Raw genomic sequence first — 13,762 nt, 5'->3', positions numbered from 1 at the left:
GGCCCGCCATGACCGTGAAGGAACTCACCCCCGACCGGGTGAAACTCGGTATCACCCCGACTCTCTGGTGGAACGACGATTTCCCGGACATCGACATCGGCATCCCGTTCGGCGAGGCCGTGAGCGAGATGGCCCTGGCCGGCTTCCAGGGATGCAGCATCGGGCACAAGTACCCGACCGACCCGGCCGAGCTGAAGAGCGCCCTGGACCTGCGCGGCCTCACGGTCTCCGAGCCGTGGGTGAGCACGTACTTCACCATCGACGGCATGACGGAACAGACGGTGGCCGCGTTCGAGGACCGGCTCACCTTCCTCAAGGCCGTCGGCGGTCACGACATCGTGGTGGCCGAGTTCGGCAACACCTCGCACATCCTTCCGGTGGCCCTGTTCGCCAATCGCGCCCGGTTCGACGATGCCCAGTGGGACCGCTTGTGCGACGGCCTGAACCGGCTGGGCCGGATCGCGAACGAGGCCGGGATGCGGCTGTGCTACCACCATCACATGGGCACCGGGGTGATGACCCGCGCCGACGTGGACCGGCTCCTGGCCGGCACCGATCCCGCGCTCGTGAACCTGCTCCTGGACACCGGGCATCTGCAATTCGCCGGCGATGACCCGCTGGACGCCGTGAGAGCCCACGCCGATCGCATCAAACACGTTCATCTGAAAGACCTCCGGCCACCGATCGTGAGCCGGGTCCGCGAGGAGAATCTCTCGTTCCAGCAGGGCATCGAAGACGGCGTGTTCACCGTGCCGGGCGACGGCTCGATCGATTTCGAGCCGATCCTGCAGGCCCTGGGCGATGCCGGGTACGAGGGCTGGCTGGTGGTCGAGGCCGAGCAGGACCCGGCCAAGGCCAACCCGCTGGAGTACGCCCTCAAGGCCCGGCGTTACCTGCGCGACGTCCTGGGCTGGTGACAGCATGACGCACCGGGACATCTACCTCAGCTTCTTCATGTTCACCACCGACCTGCGACCGGCCGATCCGGAGTACACCAAGGTCGTCGTGCGACACATCCGGGAGCTGAAACGCCTGGGATACCGTGGTTTCGATCTTCCGGTGCATCCCGACCCGACCGTGCTCGACCACCGTGACGAGGTGGAGAGCTACGTCGGCCTCAAGCGCGCCCTGGACGCCGCCGGGCTGGACGACGTCGGCTTCACCACCAACGTGGCCACCCTGCGCACGTTCGACCCCACCTCGCCGTACGAGCAGCAGCGCGAGATCGCCCTGGACTACCTGAAGTCGCGGGTCGACATCACCGCGGCCCTGGGCGGCGACGTCATGGCCGGCCCGATCGTGTTTCCCTACAACCAGTTCCCCACCACCGACTTCGGCGAACCGATCTGGAGCGACGCCCTGCAGGACTGGCTGCCGCCGCGGTACGCGAACGCCCAGCCGGTGCTCGACCGGCTCGGCTCGTACGCGGCCGACCGGGGGGTGAGACTCGCGATCGAGCCGGTCGACCACTGGGAGCAACCCGCGCCCAACCAGGTCGAAGACGTGCTGAGGTTCCTCGACGGCGTTCCCAGCCGGCAGGTCGGGGTGTGCGTCGACAGCGCCCACGTGGTGCTCGGCAGCAGCGGGCCGGAGGTGTTCCAGCAGGCCGTGCGGGAGGCGGCCGACACCGGTCGCCTCAACTACGTCCAGATCTCACCGCCCGACCGGGGTGCGGTGCGCGACAGCTGGATTCCCTGGGAGGTGTTCCTGAACACCGTGATACCCCGCTACCAGGGCCCTCTACTGATCGAGATCTTCAACGCGATACCGGACTTCCTGACCACGTTGCGGCTGACCCGCCGCACGTTCTGGGTACCCGGTGAGGACGAGCCGGTCGCCGGGACACCGGACGCCTACACGGTGGCCGCCGAGTCGATCGAGGAGCTCGAGAAACAACTCACCCGTGTGCACCGGAAGGACAACGCACTGGAAGGACACCGATGACCACCGTTGACGCCCCCACCGATCCGCTCAGCCACCCGGCGCACGTTCCCCTCGGCGACCCCACCACGGCCCTGCTGCAACCGGCCCAGATCGGCCCGCTGCACGGTGTTCCGCGACAGAGCGGCTACCGGGCCGTGCCCCGCCAGCGCACCGTCTCGGACGAGCTCGGGCCCCTGCAGGACCTGCCCGGCATCTGGGAGGGGCCCGGGTTCAGCCTGATCGCCCGACCCGACTTCGACGCCGACAACCCCGACGGTTTCTTCTTGCAGCTCAACCTGTTACGCGAGACCATCGAGTTCACCTCGATCGGGTCCCCGGTGTTCAACCGGGGCAGCCTGCAGAGCGACATCGCCATGTTCGGTGTGACCTACCTGCACCGGGTCACCGACGCGATCACCGGTGAGGCCCTGCACATCGAACCCGGTCTGTGGCTGACCATCCCGCCGACCACCCAACCCGAGTCGGGGCCCAGCATCGCCCGGCTGGCCACCGTCCCCCACGGGAACGCCGCCTGCGCCTTCGGTCACGCCGAGGACGAGGAGATGCCCGGCCTCCCCACCATCCCGCCGGTCAACACCGTGCCGTTCCCGGTCGGCTCCCCGGTGCCACCACCCGGCACGATCAACCCGTTCGCGGCCTACGACCTGGGCCAGGAATCGCCGTTCCGCACCTCGCCCGTCCCCCCGAACATCACCCAGGCGGTGCTGGACGACCCGAACACCCTGCTGCGGGCAGCCCTGCGGGGCCTGCAGATCCAGCACATCACCCGGCTGATCACGAACACCCCGCCCACCGGCGGGGTCGCGAACATCCCCTTCATCACGGCCAATGCCGACAATCCGACCCTGAATTCGGTGTTCGCGATCCAGAGCATCGTCGGGCCGGGCGGGCGCGAGTACCAGCAGCTGCAGTACGCCCAGACCGCCCTGCTCAACTTCCGCGGCCTGAGCTGGCCCCACGTCACGGTCGGCACGCTGGTCAAGGCTTTCTGAGCGCCTTCTGAAAGCCTTCTGACCGGGGAAGGCCGGCACGATGCGGCCCGCGATCAGGCCGACCTTCCCCAGGCAGGGACCGCTGATCCATGGATGAGTGGACTCTGCCACCGGGCCCGCGAGCGCCGCAGGCTGTTGTCCATGGACATCAACCACAGCACCGTTCTCATCGCCGGCGGCACGAGCGGCCTCGGGCTCGGCATCGCGCAGAAGCTCGCCGCGGCCGGTAGCACCGTCATCGTCGGGGGTCGCCGGGCCGACCTGCTCGCCGCCATCGCCGCGCAGAACCCGGGCATCGGCACCGTGGAGATCGACGTCACCGACGACGCCTCCGTGGCCGCCGCCCGCGACACGGTGCTCGGGCAGTACCCCGACCTGAGCGCCGTGATCACCATGTCGGGCATCATGATCGCCGAAGACCTGCGCAAGGCCGACCATTTCGAAGCGACCCGGCGCACGGTCGAGACGAACCTGCTCGGCACCATCCGGGTGGTGGACGCGTTCACCCCGCATTTCCTACAGCGTGGCGCGGGCACGATCGTCACCGTGACCTCGGGCATCGCGTTCGTGCCCTTCCCTCTGACGCCGGCCTACGGGGCGACGAAGGCGGGCATCCACTCCTACACCGAATCGCTGCGGGAGCAGCTGGCCGGCACCGGTGTGGAGGTGACCGAGCTGATCCCGCCGCTGGTAGCCACCACACTGATGGGCGAGAGTCAGCAGAACGACCCGAACGCCATGCCGTTGCAGGACTTCGTCGACGAGTCGGTGGGGCTGCTCTCCCAGCAGCCGACGCCGCGTGAGATCACCGTCCAGCGGGTCGAGGCCCAGCGCCACGCGGTGGTCAACGGCATCTACGACCAGATGCTGAGCCGATTCTCCGGCGCCCTCGCGGCTCTGGGTCGTTAAGAGCGCGCGTTCGCGATGAACTGCCGGATCTTCGCGTGATCCTTCACCCCGCGCGCCGATTCCACACCGCTGGACACGTCGACACCGTCGGGGCGCAGACTCTCGATCTGCGCCCGGACGTTGTCGACCCCCAGGCCACCGGCCAGGATCCACGGCGTGCGGGGAAGGAGGGCCCGGTCGGGGACCTCCATGAGCTGTCCCTGGCCGGGTTCGGGGGCATCCAGGAGCAGACGGGCATCAATGAAGGTCCCCCGGCCCCCAGGGGGCCGGGAGGTGCCCCCAGAGGAACCGCCCGCGACGTACTCGGCCAGCGACAGGGCCCGCATCACCGTGAACCCCGCGTCCACCGCCTGCTGCAGGTCGGCGTCGGGCTCACCACCGTGGAACTGGACGGTGCGCACGCCACTCTCCCGCGCCACGCGCAGCACCTCCTCGATCGGCCGGCCCCGCACCACCAGGACGGTCTCGACCGGAACGTCACCCCGCGCGTCCACCATCAGTGCATCGACCATCGACCGGATCTGCGCCGGCTCGACGTGACGCGGGCTGGCCGGGTGGTAGACGAAACCGATCGCATCGGCCCCGGCGTCCACCGCGACGCGGGCTGAGGGGAGGTCGCGCAGGCCACAGATCTTCACGAACACCGGGCCATTCTGTCAGGGTGCCGACCGGCCCGGTCAGGACGCCTTCCAGCCCAGTTCCGGAGCGATCAGCTCGGTGGTGTCGCGCAGGATCTGCTCGTAGTCCTCCCGGACGAACTCGTAGGGCAGTTCCAGGCGCAGTTCCGAGACCTCGGCCAGCACCGGATCGGCGTGCAGCTGCTCGAGGATCTCGTCGCTCGGGCCGACCAGGTCGGGGGCGATGTGCATGCGCCGGCCGCCGATCTCGACCGGGGCCAGGGTGCGCTCGTGCCGGCTCGCCCCGTACGCGCGGTAGCGCTCGCGGGTGGCTCGCGAGGCGCTGTCCCACGGCAGGATCACCCGGCCCAGGGCCACCCGGCCCCTCGAGAGCTGCCGGTACTCGCGCACCAGCTGGAGCTGCGACTGCAGGAACGTCTCCCGCTCCGCGGCCACGATGTTGCCGGTGAGCAGGTTCAGCCCCTGCTCCCCCGCCCAGCGCACCGAACGGGTGCTGCCCCCGCCGTACCAGACCCGGCTCGCCAGGCCCGGGCTGTAGGGCTGGAGCCGGGGTCGCTGCACGTTGCCCGGGGAGCGGATCACGGTGTCGTCGTCGCCCAGGAAGTCGCCCCGCAGGTTCGCCAGGAGCCGCTCGATGCGCCCGTACGACAGGTCGTAGGTGCGCCAGTCGCCGTCGAAGACCAGATGCCCCATCAGGTCGGCGTGCGGGGGCACGCCCGCGCTGAAGCCGGGCTGCAGCCGCCCGCGCGAGAGCACGTCGGACAGGGCCAGGTCTTCGGCCAGGCGGAACGGGCTCTCGTAGCCGATCGGGATCACGGCGGTGCCGAGCTCGATGCGGCGGGTGCGCTGACCGGCCGCGGCCAGGAACACCGCCGCCGAGCCGACCCCGTGCTCCAGATGGCGCTGGCGGATCCAGCCACCGTCGAAGCCCAGGGCCTCGCCGTACTCGAAGAGCTGGAGGGTGTCTTCCAGACCGGAGTACGGATCGTCGTCGTCGAAGTTTCCGGGAGTCAGGAACGCCAGGGAGTTGATGACCGGCATGCGCTGTTTCGGACCGCCTTCCGTTTCTCTACTAAGATAATAGAGATTACGGGACGTCCGGGTTCGCGTCGATATCCGCAGCCGGATCCGCTGCCCACCGGGGCGAGGCCGCGGAACGACCCACCGCCCGCGCCGACGTCCGGGGTGCTGATACCGCGCACGACCACGGAGCCCAGGCCGGCGGGATCGCGAAGACAGTGGTGGCGACCATCCCCGGCACCACCCCGACCCCGAAGAAGAACACCGCCGGGATCCGGTACACGAACACCGGCCGGGTCTGCAGAGTGTCAAGCCAAGTGAATTTTGTTGCGCCACAAATATGCCCGGCCCAGGGGTCGGCGACCACCGGAGAACCTGGTCCGGAGCGCGCCGGAGCAAGGCGTTTCGGAGACATCGCCGAAAGAACTTCCGGCGTTACGTGACACTCGTCTTAGTCACACTGATTTCCTGGAGTTCCGCAGCGATTTTCGCGGTCATAGCATGAGTCAGCGCGCTTCGCACGCCTTGTCGAAGGGCGGGGTGTGCGAGAGCGCGCTGAAAAGGGACTTTCGGTATGGCTAGTGCACGACCGCCAGAGGGCTGTGCGAGCGGGTGATGAGCCCGTTCCCCACCGATCCGGTGAGCAGGTCGGCGGTCAGGCCCCGGCCCCGGTTACCGACCACGACGATCCCGCAGCCGTGGGAGGCGTCGGAGAGCACCGGCACGGCCGTTCCCTCGACCAGCTCGTACCGTGCCTGTACCCCGGGGAAGCAACGGTGCACCCAGGTGACGGCCAGCTCCCCGAGCCGGGTCGCCGCCTGTGTTCCCTGAGTGTCCTGTGTTCCCTGCGCGTCCTCGTAGGCCACGGTGACCACCAGCGGCACGTCCTGACGGCCCGCCCGCTCGGCGGCGAAGGACAGGGCCCGCTCGGCACCGGCGGAACCGTCGTACCCCACGGTCACGCACCGGCCGCGGGCAACTCCCGCCCCCGGGCTGACCACGACGACGGGGCAGTGGGCCCGCGCCACGACGGCCGCGGTGGTGTTACCGAGGACCTGGCCCTCGACGGTCCGGTGCTCCGGCACGCCCAGCACCACCATCTCCGCCGTGCACGAGGCCGTGACCAGCGACCGGCTGATGCCGGCCAGACTCGTCTCCAGCGTCACCGGCAGATCGGGCGCCAGGCGGCGCACCCGGGCCAGCCCGTCTTCCAGCAGCGTGGTCGAGGCCCGTCCCAGCGGCTCCGGTGTGCTGCCCCCGTCGTGCTCCGCCGGACCGAACTCGGCCACGTGCAGGACGAGTAGTTCCGAGCCCCGCTCGGCAGCGTCGACCGCGGCCCAGTCCAGGGCGGCCTGCGCAGACCGAGACCCGTCGTAGCCGACAACGGTCTTACGTGTCTTGAACGTCATGATCAGCTCCTTACCCGCTGCCCCCAGTCTGCTTCAGCCCCCGCACAGCGTCCATGGGCGAAGGTCCCCTCATCGTGCAGTGGTTCTGCTTCCCCCTTCATCCCCTGGTGGGGAAGACTCCACAGGATGCTGACGATTCGTCCGTACCGGGCCGGCGACCTCGCCGCCTGCTACGACATCTGTGTACGCACCGGGGCCGCGGGCAACGACGCGCGGGGAAAGTTCGGTAGTGACGAGCTGCTGGGTGACCTCTTCGCCGCGCCCTACCTGACGCTGGAGCCGCAGTTCGCGTTCGTGCTCACCGACGACGACCTGCCGGTGGGCTACGTGCTCGGTACCGCCGACACCCCGGCGTACGTGCGGCGCTACCGGCAGATCTGGGTTCCGCGACTGCTGGAGCACTACCCGGGCGAACCGGCCGCGTCCGACCGCGAACTGCTGGAGCTGGGCCTGCATCCGGAGAACATGCTGGTGCCGGGCCTGGAGGCCTATCCGGCGCACCTTCATATCGATCTGCTGCCGCAGGTTCAGGGCGGTGGCCACGGCCGGGCCCTGATCGAACGGTTCCTCCAGGCGGTGCACGCGGCCGGTGCACCCGCCGTGTACCTGGGTATGGATCCGGCCAACACCCGCGCTCTCGGTTTCTACGAGCGCCTGGGGTTCCGGACGCTCGAGGTCGGTGCCCCGGACGTCCTGTACCTGGGCCGTCCCACCGCTGCCCCCTGATCCCGGCCGGCCGTCACCGGCGCTAGGGTCGGGATCCGGAACCGGGCTGGGGGGCTGCGTGGTGGAGATTCTTGTGACCGGTGGGGCCGGATTCATCGGTTCCCATTTCGTCGAAGGTCTTCTGGCAGGCCGCTACCCGGCCTTCGCCGAGGCCCGGATCACCGTGCTCGACAAGCTGACCTACGCCGGGAACCGCCGGAACCTGAGCCCTCACCCGCGTCTGAACCTGGCGGTCGGGGACATTCTCGACCGTCCTGTGGTCGACGGCCTGATGGCGGCGGCCGACCTGGTGGTGCACCTCGCCGCCGAGACCCATGTGGACCGGTCGATCGCGGGCTCGGTGGAGTTCAGCCGTACCAACGTGGTCGGCACGCACGTGCTGCTGGAGTCCGCCGCCCGGGCCGGTATCCGGTTCGTGCACGTCTCCACGGACGAGGTCTACGGCTCGATCGCGCACGGCTCCTGGGACGAGAAGCAGCCCTTGCTCCCGAACTCACCGTACAGCGCGAGCAAGGCCGGGGCCGACCTGATGGCCCGCGCCTACGCGCGCACGCACGGCCTCGACGTGGTGGTGACCCGCTGCTCCAACAACTACGGCCCCCGCCAGCACCCGGAGAAGCTGATCCCCCGCTTCGTGCTGAATCTGCTGCGCGGCCAGACCGTTCCGCTGTACGGCGACGGGCTCAACGTGCGGGAGTGGCTGCACGTGGAAGACCACTGCCGCGCCCTCGCCCTGGTGGCCGAGCGGGGGCGGGGCGGTCAGACCTACAACATCGGCGGCGGGTTCGAGATCAGCAATCGTGAGCTGACCCAGATGCTTCTGGACGCCGTGGGCGCCGATGCCGATCGGGTCGCCTCGGTGCCCGACCGGCCGGGGCACGACGCCCGGTATTCCCTGGACTCCTCGAAGATCACGGACGAACTCGGCTTCCGGCCCCGGATCCCGTTCGCCCAGGGCCTGGCCGCGACGGTGGCCTGGTACCGCGAGCACCCGGACTGGTTCACAGCCGATTCCTGACGTGGTAGACCGCGAACCGGATCAGACGCCCGGCCCGGAAGAGGCGGCTGGGCTGGGACAGGATGCGGTAGCACCACTCCAGACCGCACCGGCGCAGCGCCGCCGGGGCCCGGCGTACCGTGCCGCTCACCACGTCGAACGTGCCTCCCACCCCGATGTACAGCGCCGGATGCATCCGGCGGCACTCGTGCATGAAGATCTCCTGCTTCGGTGAGCCGAGCGCGACCGTGACGATCGCCGCGCCACTGTCCCGGATCTCCCGCATCACCTCGGCCCGGTCACCGTCCGCGAAGTAGCCGTGGCGGCTACCGACCACGTGAACGTTCCACTCGTGCCGTAGTTTCCGCTCCACCTCGGCCGCCACCTCGGGCAGGCCGCCAAGCAGGAACACGCCGGCGCCCTCGATGACGGCGCGGGCCATCAGGCTGCGCCACAGATCGGCGCCGGTGATCCGCACCAGCCGCACGGCGTGCTTGCGCCGCACCGCCAGCACCACGCTGATGCCGTCCGCATACCGGAACTCGGCCTGCTCGATGCTGTGCCGCAGAGCGGGATCCGTCTCGGCGGCGACGATCTTCTCCGCGTTCATCGCGATCATCAGCCCGGGGGTGACGGCACCTCCGGTGAAGATCTCCTCGAGCAGACGGGCCTCGTCGGGATAGGCGACCACGCTGAGGCCGCGTAGCTCGTAGCACGGATGGGCGGTCACCGGGCGGCCCCTCCGAGGCGACGACTCATTCTTCGCGCCACCCCGACACCGGCGCCGAACACCCCGGCCTGCACCACCGTGCGGGAGACGAACGAGTCCAGCCCTTCCCGCACGAGCACCGCGACGTTGAACACCGAGGCCAGGGCGAACCCCGCCAGCACCGCGTCACCGGGCCGTTCCCGCGGTCGGGCGGAACTCTCGAGCAGGTGGTCGAAAGCACGCATGATCAGGCCGGTCGCGGCCGCCCCGGCCAGTACTCCGGCCGGCCCACCCATGATCCACGACGAGCCGATCAGCGTCGGTGACAAGGACGTCACCCGTTCCCCGCCGTTGACGCGCCAGGTGAAGTACTTGGCCGTGTTCAGGGTGATGTCGGGGCGGCCGGGCCACAGCCGGCGCGGTACGAACACCTGGAAGTCCCGCAGGATCGGCGCCAGGCCCTGGTGCTCGATCTGCGCGCGACGGCGCACGATCAGTGCCAGGTGTTCCCACGGCGAGAAGGTGTCCCGGGTGAGGAAGAGAAACGTGTTCAGCGGGTGCAGTCCTGACAACTGGTCGCGGTAACGGCCCAGGGCGAGCAGGTACATGCCGAGCAGACCGGCGGCCCCCAGCGCCGGCAGGGCCTGGGCGGGCAGGTGGCCGTCGCTCGCCCCGAGCAGCGCCGTGAGGGCCACGGCGACCGCCAGGTTGGCCCGGGTACCGCCGACGGCCACGTAGGTGAGGGCGCCGAAGGCCGTGGTGGACGCGGCGAACGCCAGCCAGCGGGCCCGGGTCGGGTGACGCAGGTAGGCGATGAGGGCGGCCGGGATCAGGTAGTAGGTGAAGCGTTTGAGGGGCACCAGCCGGATGCCGGGTGAGAACGCCAGCCGGTAACTGCCGATCCTCAGCAGGAGCAACCCGTTCCGGGCCACGAACGCAGCCAGCGACCCGATGGCGAGAGAGGCCAGGGCCGCAACGGTCAGATCGGCCTCACGGTGGGTGAGGACGACCGACAGGTGTTTCCCTTCGGGCAGTGCGGCGTAGACGGCCCGGTACACCGCATAGAACAGGACGGGCAGGGCGCCCGCGGCCCCCGCCGGTACCGCGGGCACGTCGAAGAACCTCACCAGCAGCCAGGACAGCGGGATGCCGAGGTAACTGGTGATCAGGAAGAGCAGCGTGAACCAGGCGTCGAACGAGAATGCAGGCAGGGCGGGCGCGGGGGCCCGCACCACCTGGGACCAGAGCCACGGCTGACGGCCCGGGGCGAAGGGCGCCACCTCGACCCGGGTGCCGGCCAGGGCCTCCCGGCAGCGTACGAGGGCAGCATCGTCCCAGTTGTCGTCGGTCAGGAACGGCACCCCGGACCGGGCCAGATCGAGCGTGAACCCGTTCTCCCGGTGCAGCACGACCGGCACCCCCTGCCGCAGCAGCAGGTACAGCGTGCCGACGCCCTGTTGCCGCCGGGCGGGCAGATAGGCCAGGTCACAGTCGCCGATGCGCGCCGAGAACTGTTCCAGGCCGGTCCATCCGGTGATCATCTCGACGTTGTCCGCACCGAACCGCAGGGCCGCCTCGGCCTGCACCCGGTTCAGGTAGGTCTGGTTGCCCGCCGGGTGGGCGGTCGGCAGGAGCACCCGGGTGGCGGGCCCGAACCGGTCGTGCACGGCGCGCAGGGCCTCGACGTGACGGTTGGAGGGGTCGCCCGAGTTTCCGATCAGCACCGTGAGCCGGGGGCGTTGCCGATCGCTGGACGGCTTGAAAGACGCGTGCGGGCCCGGGAAGTAGAGCGGCGTCACCGGGGTGCGTGGGTGCCGGCGGGAGTACGTGTCCAGATCACCGAGCGTTCCGTAGACATGACCGACGCGGCGGTGGGCCAGCCGTCTCATCCGGTAGGCCAGCGCGGCCGGGCGCCCCGGGCGGGTCTCGTGCAGGTCACCGCCCCAGATGTGCCAGCTCACCTGGTCGGGCCGCACCAGCCGCAGCAGCAGGGCGGTCCAGGTGCCGGAGGAGAACTGGCCGTGCAGGAAGAAGCGCTCCCGCCGGTTCAGCATCGCCCGCCGCGCCACCGCCCGGGTGACGGCCGCCCGGCCGCGCAGGACCCGGACATCCAGGTTCGGGTAGTGCCCCGGCGGCTCTCCCGCCACCCAGAACTGCGGACGGTGATCCAGCTCCGGCGCCAGCATCTCGTCGAAGAATGCCAGCACCGTCGCGTTGTGGTGCGGGATGTCGGAACCCAGCACGTGAATCATCAGCGGTCCCCCGTAACCTCGCCGGACGTCATCTCACCGGTCATGGCCTCAGCCGACGCGACTCCACCCATCGCGGCCTCGCTCCTCGAGCTCCGGCGGTAGTGGCTCAGTACCGCGTCGATGACGGTGCGGTGCTCGGCGTCGGTCATGGTGTGGAAGAGCGGCAGCCGCACCAGGCGGCGGCTGGAGTCGGTGGTGACCCGGTCGGTCCCGCTGAACCGGCCGTACCGCCGGCCCGCGGGTGAGCCGTGCAGCGGCTCGTAGTGCGTGGTCGCGGTGACCCCCGCCTCCCGCAAGGCCGCGATGAGCGTGTCCCGCCCGTCCGCGTCCTTGGTGCGCAGCCCGAAAAGATGTGCATTGTGCTGTGTCTCGGGCGGAACCACCGGCAGGTCGACATACTGGGCAACCGGCCGCAGGGCCTGCTCGTAACCGTCCCAGAGCTCACGGCGCCGCTTCTGCATCTGGTCGGCCGCGGACAGCTGGGCCAGCAGGAAGGCGGCCTGCAGCTCGGACATCAGATGGCTGGACCCGAGCCCTTGCCAGGTGTAGCGGGCCACCTCGCCGCGCTGGAACCGGCTGCGGTCGGTGCCCTTCTCCTGACCGATCTCGGCCCGCTGCGTCAGTTCCGGCAGGTTGATCAGCATCGCACCGCCCTCACCGCCGGCGGTCACTCCCTTGGTGGCGTGAAAACTCAGGCAGCCGATGTCACCCAGTGTGCCGAGCGCCCGGTCGCGGTAGGTCGCGCCCAGCCCCTGGGCAGCGTCTTCCACGACCCACAGGCCGTGGGCACGCGCGATCTCCAGGATCGGGTCCATCGCACAGCCGACGCCGGCATAGTGCACCGGCACGATGCCTCGGGTGCGATCGGTCAGGGCCGCCTCGATCAGGGTCTCGTCGAGGTTCAGCGTGTCCGGCCGGACGTCGACGAACACGAGCTGCGCGCCCCGTAACGCGAAAGCATTCGCGGTGGAGGGAAAGGTGAAGCTCGGCATGATCACCTCGTCGCCCGGACCCACCTCCAGGACCAGGGCGGCCAGTTCCAGCGCGGCCGTGCACGAGGGTGTCAGCAGCACGCGCCGACACCCCGTGTCGCGCTCCAGCCGGCGCTCACACGCGCGGCCCGTAGATCCGTTGCCCGCGAGCGCACCGCTCTCGACGACGGCGCGCAGATGCTCGATCTCGGTGCCGACCACGGCCGGGCGGGTGAAGGGGATCATCGGTAGAACCACTGGCTGAGGGCGCCGACACGGGCGCCCTGGGCCTGGTAGAAGGCGATCGCGCCGGGATTACTGGCCTGCGTGGCCACTCTGAGCTGAGCGAGACCGCGCTGGGCGCCCCAGTGCGCGGCCGCCCGCAGCAGAGCCGTGCCGATACCCCGGCGTTGATGGCCCGGAGCCACCGCGAGCAGGCCGATCCGGGCGGAGCCGTTCTCCTGGCGAAGCGTCACCAGCCCACGATCACCGCCGTCACCGGCGAGAAGACAAAGATCGTCGTGAGACCCCATCACCGCGGCGCGGGCCCAGGTGCGGTAGAGGTGGCGACGCTCGTCCACGGAGAACCAGGGCAGCCGGAAACGACTGTGCCCCAGACCCTCAGCCGCAAGGTCGCCGGCGCGGTCGAGGTCTTCGGCCGTGGCGGGCCGGATGCCGACAGCCGCAACCGGGCACCCCCCTTCAGCCGGGTCGGCCTGGACACCACCATGCTCAACAACCGGCACCCCGTCGTCCACGACAGTCCCCATCCCGCCAAGGGTCACCCCGGACCTTTCCAGGATGAAGTCGACCTCGCTCTCGACGAGCCGAAAACCCATGTCTGCCAGTGCGTCCATTTCTTCCAGAGCACTCGAGGAGATCTTGGCCTGGACGAGCCCGCCCGTGCGGACGTCCTGCTCCCGCAGCAGGGGCCCCTGCGCGTCCATCATCAGCATCGACACCGGACGCCCGAACAACTCGCTCAGCCACCCGGCCGACTCGACCCGCCCCCGAGCGGCCACGTCAGCAAAACCCGTCGATTGAGAACTGTTTCATGTCCGCCCCCGTTGCCGTCTCCCGGAACATGTTCTAGCAGGGCCGACGGACGACCGACAAGACACCGTGAGAGGCCTGCGCCCCACGAGCGCCAGTGGGGCGACAGTGCGCCGAAATAAGTTCTCTACCCAGCAGTTAC

The 13,762-nt window shown here is 69.7% G+C and carries 13 protein-coding genes and 1 pseudogene; 6 read left to right on the top strand and 8 right to left on the bottom strand.

All coding sequences use genetic code 11. The features are described from left to right. Positions 1-8: 8 nt before the first annotated feature. The 4 genes from iolE to QSK05_RS12675 all read left to right on the top strand — a co-directional run bounded on the left by iolE (position 9) and on the right by QSK05_RS12675 (position 3,845). Positions 9-917 (top strand): myo-inosose-2 dehydratase, encoded by a 909-nt coding sequence (gene iolE / locus QSK05_RS12690; RefSeq protein WP_285597345.1) that lies wholly within the window; start codon positions 9-11, stop codon positions 915-917. A gap of 4 nt (positions 918-921) precedes the next feature. Beyond that, the gene (locus tag QSK05_RS12685) at positions 922-1,944 is read left to right on the top strand and encodes a sugar phosphate isomerase/epimerase family protein (RefSeq protein WP_285597344.1); all 1,023 of its coding nucleotides are present in this window, start codon (positions 922-924) and stop codon (positions 1,942-1,944) included. Next, complete coding sequence (locus tag QSK05_RS12680) at positions 1,941-2,936, top strand: heme-binding protein (RefSeq protein ID WP_285597343.1); 996 nt, start codon at positions 1,941-1,943, stop codon at positions 2,934-2,936. The genes QSK05_RS12685 and QSK05_RS12680 overlap by 4 nt, the downstream gene beginning before the upstream one ends. 141 nt (positions 2,937-3,077) lie before the next feature. After that, positions 3,078-3,845 carry an SDR family oxidoreductase gene (locus QSK05_RS12675; RefSeq protein WP_285597342.1) on the top strand — a complete coding sequence of 256 codons (768 nt, stop codon included), beginning with the start codon at positions 3,078-3,080 and terminating at the stop codon, positions 3,843-3,845. Here the strand turns inward: QSK05_RS12675 and QSK05_RS12670 are convergent. The 4 genes from QSK05_RS12670 to QSK05_RS12655 all read right to left on the bottom strand — a co-directional run bounded on the left by QSK05_RS12670 (position 3,842) and on the right by QSK05_RS12655 (position 6,912). Continuing rightward, positions 3,842-4,489, bottom strand: coding sequence for a phosphoribosylanthranilate isomerase (locus tag QSK05_RS12670; protein WP_352301001.1), 648 nt, complete (start codon positions 4,487-4,489; stop codon positions 3,842-3,844). The genes QSK05_RS12675 and QSK05_RS12670 overlap by 4 nt on opposite strands. A 33-nt stretch (positions 4,490-4,522) precedes the next feature. Beyond that, a complete protein-coding gene (locus QSK05_RS12665) occupies positions 4,523-5,524 on the bottom strand; it encodes an LLM class flavin-dependent oxidoreductase (RefSeq protein ID WP_285597341.1) in 1,002 nt (333 codons plus the stop codon). 46 nt (positions 5,525-5,570) lie between these two features. After that, on the bottom strand, positions 5,571-5,792 hold the full coding sequence (locus QSK05_RS36635) for a hypothetical protein (protein WP_285597340.1): 222 nt from the start codon (positions 5,790-5,792) through the stop codon (positions 5,571-5,573). Between the two features lie 289 nt (positions 5,793-6,081). Next, positions 6,082-6,912 (bottom strand): universal stress protein, encoded by an 831-nt coding sequence (locus QSK05_RS12655; protein WP_285597339.1) that lies wholly within the window; start codon positions 6,910-6,912, stop codon positions 6,082-6,084. A gap of 126 nt (positions 6,913-7,038) precedes the next feature. Between QSK05_RS12655 and QSK05_RS12650 the strand changes: the two genes are divergently transcribed. Together QSK05_RS12650 and rfbB are read left to right on the top strand one after the other, a co-directional pair. Next, entirely contained in the window at positions 7,039-7,638 is a 600-nt protein-coding gene (locus tag QSK05_RS12650; RefSeq protein ID WP_285597338.1) for a GNAT family N-acetyltransferase, read from the top strand. A gap of 61 nt (positions 7,639-7,699) precedes the next feature. After that, complete coding sequence (rfbB, locus tag QSK05_RS12645; RefSeq protein WP_352301059.1) at positions 7,700-8,656, top strand: dTDP-glucose 4,6-dehydratase; 957 nt, start codon at positions 7,700-7,702, stop codon at positions 8,654-8,656. Here rfbB and QSK05_RS12640 read toward each other — a convergent pair. The 4 genes and pseudogenes from QSK05_RS12640 to QSK05_RS12625 all read right to left on the bottom strand — a co-directional run bounded on the left by QSK05_RS12640 (position 8,640) and on the right by QSK05_RS12625 (position 13,589). Further along, on the bottom strand, positions 8,640-9,365 hold the full coding sequence (locus QSK05_RS12640) for a WecB/TagA/CpsF family glycosyltransferase (RefSeq protein WP_285597336.1): 726 nt from the start codon (positions 9,363-9,365) through the stop codon (positions 8,640-8,642). The two genes, rfbB and QSK05_RS12640, sit on opposite strands and share 17 nt — an antisense overlap. Further along, a complete protein-coding gene (locus QSK05_RS12635) occupies positions 9,362-11,596 on the bottom strand; it encodes a WzyE family oligosaccharide polymerase (RefSeq protein WP_285597335.1) in 2,235 nt (744 codons plus the stop codon). The genes QSK05_RS12640 and QSK05_RS12635 overlap by 4 nt, the downstream gene beginning before the upstream one ends. A 98-nt stretch (positions 11,597-11,694) precedes the next feature. Then, a pseudogene (gene rffA / locus QSK05_RS12630) lies at positions 11,695-12,813 on the bottom strand (dTDP-4-amino-4,6-dideoxygalactose transaminase); the annotation flags it as partial. Then, positions 12,810-13,589, bottom strand: coding sequence for a GNAT family N-acetyltransferase (locus QSK05_RS12625; protein ID WP_285597333.1), 780 nt, complete (start codon positions 13,587-13,589; stop codon positions 12,810-12,812). The pseudogene rffA and the gene QSK05_RS12625, both read right to left, overlap by 4 nt. Positions 13,590-13,762: the final 173 nt, after the last annotated feature.

This window comes from Kineosporia sp. NBRC 101731 (assembly GCF_030269305.1).
Lineage (GTDB): Bacteria > Actinomycetota > Actinomycetes > Actinomycetales > Kineosporiaceae > Kineosporia.
Note: the sequence above shows the minus strand (reverse complement) of the source record. Positions and strands in the feature narration are given on the sequence as shown.

What these genes read in the sequence shown, in the direction of transcription:
- QSK05_RS12675 (WP_285597342.1), top strand. Translation starts at nt 3,078, where the DNA reads ATGGACATCAACCACAGCACCGTTCTCATCGCCGGCGGCACGAGCGGC.
- QSK05_RS12650 (WP_285597338.1), top strand. Translation starts at nt 7,039, where the DNA reads ATGCTGACGATTCGTCCGTACCGGGCCGGCGACCTCGCCGCCTGCTAC.
- QSK05_RS12655 (WP_285597339.1), bottom strand. Translation starts at nt 6,912, where the DNA reads ATGACGTTCAAGACACGTAAGACCGTTGTCGGCTACGACGGGTCTCGG.
- QSK05_RS12635 (WP_285597335.1), bottom strand. Translation starts at nt 11,596, where the DNA reads ATGATTCACGTGCTGGGTTCCGACATCCCGCACCACAACGCGACGGTG.
- QSK05_RS12685 (WP_285597344.1), top strand. Translation starts at nt 922, where the DNA reads ATGACGCACCGGGACATCTACCTCAGCTTCTTCATGTTCACCACCGAC.
- QSK05_RS12665 (WP_285597341.1), bottom strand. Translation starts at nt 5,524, where the DNA reads ATGCCGGTCATCAACTCCCTGGCGTTCCTGACTCCCGGAAACTTCGAC.
- iolE (WP_285597345.1), top strand. Translation starts at nt 9, where the DNA reads ATGACCGTGAAGGAACTCACCCCCGACCGGGTGAAACTCGGTATCACC.
- QSK05_RS12680 (WP_285597343.1), top strand. Translation starts at nt 1,941, where the DNA reads ATGACCACCGTTGACGCCCCCACCGATCCGCTCAGCCACCCGGCGCAC.